This window comes from Micromonospora solifontis, assembly GCF_003725545.1.
In the GTDB taxonomy this organism is placed as follows: domain Bacteria; phylum Actinomycetota; class Actinomycetes; order Mycobacteriales; family Micromonosporaceae; genus Micromonospora; species Micromonospora solifontis.
In genome coordinates, this window is sequence record NZ_RJLN01000070.1 from 23,354 (window position 1) to 29,546 (window position 6,193).

Here is a 6,193-nt window from a genome sequence, read left to right on the forward strand (position 1 = left end):
GCAGTGGTGCCGTCAACGACGTTCCTGCTGGAGCGTCTGCTCCGGGCCGGGATGCGGGATGTCGTCGTGGTGGAGCCGGCGACGGGCGGCCTCGCGGCGCTCGCGGGCATAGCGACCCGCCAGGGCGCGCCGTCGGTGTTCGTCAAGGCCTTCGCCGACGTGCCGGCCGACGACGTCTTCCGCACCGAAGCCGAAGGGCTGGCCGCCCTGCGCGACCTCGGCGGCGTCGCGACACCCGAGGTGATCCTGGCCGACCGGGAACTGATCGTGTTGTCGGTGCTGCGGCCGAGGCCGCGCAGCGAGACCTTCTGGGAGCGGTTCGCGTACGCGCTCGCCCACCTGCACCTGAGCACGACGCATCCCCGCTTCGGGTGGCACCGCGACAACTGGCTGGGCCGCCGCCGGCAGATCAACACGTGGGATGACGACGGCTTCGCGTTCTTCGCGCAGCACCGGCTGCTCCGGTGGCTCGGCGAGCCCCGCGTCGAGGCGGCACTCGACGCCCGAGACCGGGCGGCGCTGGAGCGGCTGTGTCACCGGCTGCCCGACCTGCTGCCCGACCGGCCGGCCTGCCTGACGCACGGCGACCTGTGGGCACAGAACGTGCTGGCCACCCCGGACGGGCAGCCCGCGCTGATCGACCCGGCCGTGTCCTACATGTGGGCCGAGGTCGACCTCGCCCATGTGTGGTCCACCGCGCCCCCGCCCGAGGCGCGACGGTTCTTCGACGTCTACGCGGAGCTGACCGCCCTCGACGGCGACTGGCGGGCCCGCATGCCGATCGTCCAGCTGCGGCAACACCTCGCCGTGCTGGCCCAGTTCGACGACGACTGGGGTGCGGCCGACCAGGTCCGCGCCACCCTTGCCCCGTTCCGGACGCGCACCTGAACGGAGGCCCGGAGTCGGTGGCGGCCGGCGCGGGCAGGGGCCGTGGCGCTGTTCACTCCGCTGGCGGCAGCGTCGGGTGGTCGGTGGGGTAGACGCCGATCGCGAACCCGTACATGGTTTCGCCGGACCTCGGCATCCGGTCGAACTCATCCACCAGTTCGGCCATCCGCTCCCAGAACTGAGCTGCCTGATCCTCCGAGATGCGCGCGTGTCGGATGAAGCCCCAGAGCTTTCCCTGCTCGAACGCCTTCGCGGACTCGCGCGCAGCCACCTCGAAGTCGTTGAAGTCGCGCGGCAGCTCTTCGCCGGCGGGTGATGACTCCGCTGCGACGTGGAACATGCGCGCGGTGCGTCCGTAGAAGCGCTCCTCGATCGCCCGCACCTTCCGGGTGCGTACCACCTTGAGCAGGCCGTTGCGGGCGAGGACGTCGACGTGGTGCGCGACCGTGCTCTTGGGGCGATCGACCGCCTCCGCGAGCTCGGTAACGGTCGCGGCCCGTTCGTGGAGGAGCTGCAGGATCGTGGTGCGGAGCGGGTGACCGATGGCCTTGACCTGGGCTGGCGTGGACAGGGCCAGCCGATCCGCCAGCTGGTAGTCCGGAGGGTTGTCCGCCATGGTGGAACAGACTAGCATCGCGGAATGTTCCAAAATATTGGATCGATGAACGATGGAGGCCGCCGACATGGCTGAGGTGCTGCTCTACCACCACATCCAGGGCCTGACCGACGGAGTCCTGGCCTTCGCCGACGACCTGCGCCAGGCCGGGCACACCGTGCACACGCCCGACCTTTTCGACGGCCGCACGTTCGGCAGCCTCGAGGAGGGCTTCGGTTTCGCCCGTGACACCGGGATCGAGTCGATCCGGAAGCGTGGGGCCGCCGCGGCCGACGGGCTCGCCCCCGGGCTGGTCTACGCCGGATTCTCCTTCGGCGTGACGATCGCCCAGCGGCTCGCGCAGACCCGGCCCGGCGCGCGCGGGGCACTGCTCATGTACTCGTGCCTCCCGGTCGCGGAGTTCGGTGAGGCGTGGCCGCAGGGGGTGCCGGTGCAGATCCACGGCAAGGAGGGCGACGAGTTCTTCGACGAGGACCTGCCGGCCGCACGCGAACTCGCCGGCTCCGTGGCGGCCGCCGAGCTGTTCGTCTACCCCGGCGACCAGCACCTCTTCGCCGACTCCTCGCTCGACGCGTACGACCCGGAGGCGTCCGCGCTGCTCATGGCGCGGGTGCGGGCGTTCCTCGCCGCCGTCTGACCGGGCGCGGCCGTGACCAGCCGGCCCGGGTCGCGTCCGGAAATCGGCAGCCCGAGGAGGTTCCCGGTCCGCGGCACGACGCTATGCCGCCGCGGCGGCGAACCGCGATTGCTTTCCGACCGGTGACGCCGTCGATAAGCTCCCGCAGGATGTCGGCGTGACCGGCATGCCGGACGGTCTCGCTCGTCGTGTGGGCGAGCACCCAGCGAAGCGTACGAGGCGCGTCACCGACCGGCTGCGCGGTGAGGACGTCCGGGCCGGCGGCTGCCCTGATGTGGGCGTCGCTCTCGGCGATCGCAGCCCGGTAGCCGGCGATGATCTGATCGGGGGACCGGTCCGGCTCGACCACCATGTCGAAGTCCACGTCGGCGTGGCGGGGGTCGCCGGCGAACGTGTAGCCGAACCAGTACCGTTCGGCGTCGGTCAAGTGCTGGACGAGGCCCAGCAGTGTGGTGTCGGAGACGACCAAGCGGCGCCGCAGCTGCTCCTCGGTCAAGCCCGCGACCTTCTTCAGCACGCATGATCGAGCGAAGGACAAGAAGGCGAGGGCGGTGTCGAGCTCGCCACCATCGTTGCGCGGCACGGCTTCGCGTTGGGATTCGATCATCACCCAAACCTACGTGATCCGTCACGCGGCCGGTCGGGGCCTGCTCGCGGTGACGCCGAGCAGGAACACCGTGCACATGGTCAGCACCGGCGGCAGCATCTTGATCGAGTCCTCGAGCTGCAGGTACGCGCCGTCGACCAGGCCCGGATCCCACCAGCTCATGCTCGACAGGTACCACAGCGGCGCGTTGTGCCGCGGGGCGCGCTCCGGCGGCAGTGCGGTGAACACATACACGGCGGTGACCGCGTCGAGCAGCAGCAGCGCCCCGATGCCGCTACTGAGCCAGGCAGCGGCGCGGCGGCCGCGGCGCAGCAGGACGCTCACCGCCCAGCCGAGGCCGGTGGCACCGGCGGCCCAGCAGGCCACGGCCGCCAGCGATCCGGCACGGACCTCGCCGAGCACATCACCGACATGCGGTACGGCGCTGATGCCCGCGGCGCCCAGCGCGAGCGCCGCCGGAACCACGACGGCGGCGGCGACGATCGGCATGGTGCGTGCCATCCTCCGGCCGGACCACCACGTCGAGGCCGCGGCGAGCGCCACCGCCAGCGCGTACCCGTAGGGCGTGGCCTCGTGCGCGCCGGTCATGTCGGCCAGCAGGCCCGCCGTGGTCAGCAGGGCCAGCAGCAGGACTCCGAACGCGAACGGTGCGACGACCAGCTTGATCAGGGTGGCGGCGGCGGTGCGCGCCTGAGCCAGGGTCATCGTCTCCGTCCGGTGGGTGAGTCGGTCGCGCAGCGCGCACCGGGCGGTGTCGGCCAGGTCCCGGGCCGGGGTGTCACTGGTGGCGAGCAGTTCGGCGATCTCCTCGCCGTAGCGTTCGCGGATCGCGGTCGGGTACAGCGCCAGCACGGCGCGGATGAGCCGGGCGCGCATCAGGCCACCGCCAGCCGGCGCAGCCCGGTGGCGGCGAGGGACCGCATGCGCTGAAGCTCGGCGCCCAGGGCTGCCCGGCCGGTGTCGGTCAGCCGGTACGGCTTGCGCCGGTCCTGCTCGGGCAGGGCCTCGATGTAGGCGTGCTCCTCCAGGCGCCGGATGGCGCCGTAGAGCGTGCCGGGTCCGGGGCGGGCACCGGTGAGCTCGCCGATGTCGTCCTGCATGGCGTAGCCGTGTCTGGGCCCCGAGGCGAGGCTGATCAGGATGTGCAGTGCCGGTTCGGAGAACCGGCCGAGGTCGGCGAGCCCGGCCATGGAGTCTCCCTTACTACGTCCCGCGTAGCATCGCAGTACGTAGCAAGCCCGTCAAGCCTGATCCCTCCTCTCCCAGACCGACACATGGTCGTTGATCGGTTGGCCGCCGTGGTGGTTGATCGATACTGTGCCTCGATGGCCCGTGCGCAGCTCACCGCCCAGTTGGTGGTTGACGGTCGTGTTCCGCAGGCATTGGCGCTGTCGCCGGACGGCAGGTGGGTCGCCTACGTGGTCGCCCCGGTCGGGCGGGCTGGTGATCACCCGGTCAGCGAACTCTGGGTCGCCGCCGCTGACGGGACCAACTCTCCGCGACGATTGACCTCGGGTGAGGCGTACGATTCGGCGCCTCGGTGGGCCGGGGATTCGCTGTTGATCTACTTTCTCTCCGACCGGGTCGAGCGTGGCACGGCGCAACTGCACCGGGTGAGGCTGGTCGACGGTGTTGTGCAGGCGGTCACCTGCTGGGCCGGTGGGGTGTCCGGGCACCTCCCACTAGCCGACCCGGACCTGGTCGTGGTGATCGCAGCCGATGAACCGTCCGCTGAGGACGAACGTCGGGCGAGGGAGCGTGACGACGCTCGGGTGTGGGGTGAACGCGTACGCCCGGACCGGCTGCGGCTGCTCGACGTACGGAGCGGCGAGGTCCGGACACCGGATGCGTCCGCCGATCGCCATGTCGTCGAGGTGGTCCAGCGGCCCGATGACGGAATCCTGGCGGTACTGACCTGGTCGACCCCCGACGTGGACCCGGGTCTTGTGGAGCCCGGTCTCCACCTCCTCGATCCGGACAGCGGCGTGACGCGGGACCTCGGCCCGGCCGCGGCGGACGCGTCGTCGCTCGTCTGGTGGCCCGCCGATGACGGCTGGCACCTGGCGTATATCGCGAAGACCCCGCCCGCTCTGGTGGGCGGGTACGCGGTTCTCGATGTCGCCGTGCCGGTGACCGGGCCGGTGGGCGAGCACCGAAACCTGACCGCTGGCACGACCTTCTGCCCGAGCACCCTGGTTCAGGTCGACACCGGTCCGCCGCTCGTGCTGGTCGCCGACGGGCTCGACACCGCGATCCACCGGCTCGATCCAGCCGGGCCCAACCTCGTCGAGGTGTCCCGGGTGGACGGGCTCGCCACGTCGTTGACCACGAGCCGGCACGGTGACGCCGTCGCGGCGGTCGTCAGCGCGTCCTACCAGCCCGGGAACGTCCACGCCGGCCCGACGAGCGGGCCGCTGAGGAGCCTGACCGACCTCAGGCCCGAACTCCGCGACATCCGGTGGGGTGCCCAGGAACGCCTGTCGTACCAGGCATCCGACGGGCTGACGCTGGATGGCCTGCTGATCCTGCCCGCCGGCCGGTCCCGCGAGGACGGGCCGTTCCCGCTGGTGACACTCGTGCACGGCGGCCCGTACGAACGGCACGCCGACCGGCTCATGCTCGGCTGGCACCCGTCAGGCCAGTGGCTGGCGACTGCGGGCTACGCCGTTTTTCTGCCGAACCCGCGCGGCGGCCAAGGCCACGGCCACGACTTCGCGATCCGTGTCGCCGGAGCGGTCGGCCTGGACGAGTGGAGCGACATCCGCGCCGGCATCGACCTGCTCATCGCCGACGGCGTCGCCGACCCCGACCGGTTGGGCATCGGCGGCTGGAGCCACGGCGGCTTCCTGGCCGCCTGGGCGGTCGGGCAGACCGACCGGTTCAAGGCCGCCGTGATGGGCGCCGGCATCAGCGACTGGGGGATGCTCGCCGCAACCGGAGAACAGGGGCCGTTCGAGGCTGCCCTCGGCGGCAGCAGCGGCTGGGAAGGCGCGGGTCCACACCGCCACGACCGGCTCAGCCCGATCTCGTACGCCGCCAAGGTCCGCACGCCGGTGCTCATCCTGCACGGCGAGGACGACACCAACGTTCCGGTCTCCCAGGCGGAGTTCTTCCACCGTGCGCTACGCAGGTTCGGCGTCGAGCACGAGTACGTCGTCTATCCCAGAGAGAACCACTCGATCCGCGAACGCAACCACCAACTCGACGTACTCCGCCGCACCCGGGCATGGTTCGAGCGGTGGCTCGGCTGACCCCGACGTCCGACGGCCACGACCGCTACGGCTGTGACCGCGGCAGAAGCGGACCCCGCTGGCGTGCGCCGACCAGCCCGACGATCCCGGGGAACTTTCTCTCCGGATGGCGTCGGATCCGGGCCGAGCCGTTCGTAGAACGGGCGAGAGGCGGAGACGTCCGCCCGATCCCGAGACAGACGTGATGCTCACCC

Annotated in this window: 6 protein-coding genes and 1 pseudogene; 3 read left to right on the forward strand and 4 right to left on the reverse strand. The window is 71.3% G+C overall.

Features of this window, described 5'->3' with window-relative positions:
* The first annotated feature begins 6 nt into the window (after positions 1–6).
* Positions 7–888 carry a fructosamine kinase family protein gene (locus EFE23_RS20955; RefSeq protein ID WP_233601088.1) on the forward strand — a complete coding sequence of 294 codons (882 nt, stop codon included), beginning with the start codon at positions 7–9 and terminating at the stop codon, positions 886–888.
* A 52-nt stretch (positions 889–940) separates the two neighbouring features.
* On the opposite strand, the gene EFE23_RS20960 is transcribed toward EFE23_RS20955, so the two are convergent.
* Entirely contained in the window at positions 941–1,504 is a 564-nt protein-coding gene (locus EFE23_RS20960; RefSeq protein ID WP_123242646.1) for an ArsR/SmtB family transcription factor, read from the reverse strand.
* 67 nt (positions 1,505–1,571) lie between these two features.
* Here EFE23_RS20960 and EFE23_RS20965 point away from each other — a divergent pair, with 67 nt between their 5' ends.
* Positions 1,572–2,141 (forward strand): dienelactone hydrolase family protein, encoded by a 570-nt coding sequence (locus tag EFE23_RS20965; protein WP_123242652.1) that lies wholly within the window; start codon positions 1,572–1,574, stop codon positions 2,139–2,141.
* 115 nt (positions 2,142–2,256) lie between these two features.
* Here EFE23_RS20965 and EFE23_RS20970 read toward each other — a convergent pair.
* From EFE23_RS20970 to EFE23_RS20980, 3 genes and pseudogenes are all read right to left on the reverse strand, one after another.
* A pseudogene (locus EFE23_RS20970) lies at positions 2,257–2,748 on the reverse strand (DinB family protein); the annotation flags it as partial.
* Positions 2,749–2,769: 21 nt separating this feature from the next.
* Complete coding sequence (locus EFE23_RS20975; RefSeq protein WP_123242647.1) at positions 2,770–3,624, reverse strand: hypothetical protein; 855 nt, start codon at positions 3,622–3,624, stop codon at positions 2,770–2,772.
* Entirely contained in the window at positions 3,624–3,938 is a 315-nt protein-coding gene (locus EFE23_RS20980) for a PadR family transcriptional regulator (RefSeq protein ID WP_123242648.1), read from the reverse strand. Before EFE23_RS20980 ends, EFE23_RS20975 begins: the two co-directional genes overlap by 1 nt.
* A gap of 135 nt (positions 3,939–4,073) precedes the next feature.
* On the opposite strand from EFE23_RS20980, the gene EFE23_RS20985 reads away from it, so the two are divergent.
* A complete protein-coding gene (locus EFE23_RS20985; protein ID WP_123242649.1) occupies positions 4,074–5,999 on the forward strand; it encodes a S9 family peptidase in 1,926 nt (641 codons plus the stop codon).
* Positions 6,000–6,193 lie beyond the last annotated feature (194 nt).

What these genes read in the sequence shown, in the direction of transcription:
- EFE23_RS20965 (WP_123242652.1), top strand. Translation starts at nt 1,572, where the DNA reads ATGGCTGAGGTGCTGCTCTACCACCACATCCAGGGCCTGACCGACGGA.
- EFE23_RS20960 (WP_123242646.1), bottom strand. Translation starts at nt 1,504, where the DNA reads ATGGCGGACAACCCTCCGGACTACCAGCTGGCGGATCGGCTGGCCCTG.
- EFE23_RS20985 (WP_123242649.1), top strand. Translation starts at nt 4,074, where the DNA reads ATGGCCCGTGCGCAGCTCACCGCCCAGTTGGTGGTTGACGGTCGTGTT.
- EFE23_RS20975 (WP_123242647.1), bottom strand. Translation starts at nt 3,624, where the DNA reads ATGCGCGCCCGGCTCATCCGCGCCGTGCTGGCGCTGTACCCGACCGCG.
- EFE23_RS20980 (WP_123242648.1), bottom strand. Translation starts at nt 3,938, where the DNA reads ATGGCCGGGCTCGCCGACCTCGGCCGGTTCTCCGAACCGGCACTGCAC.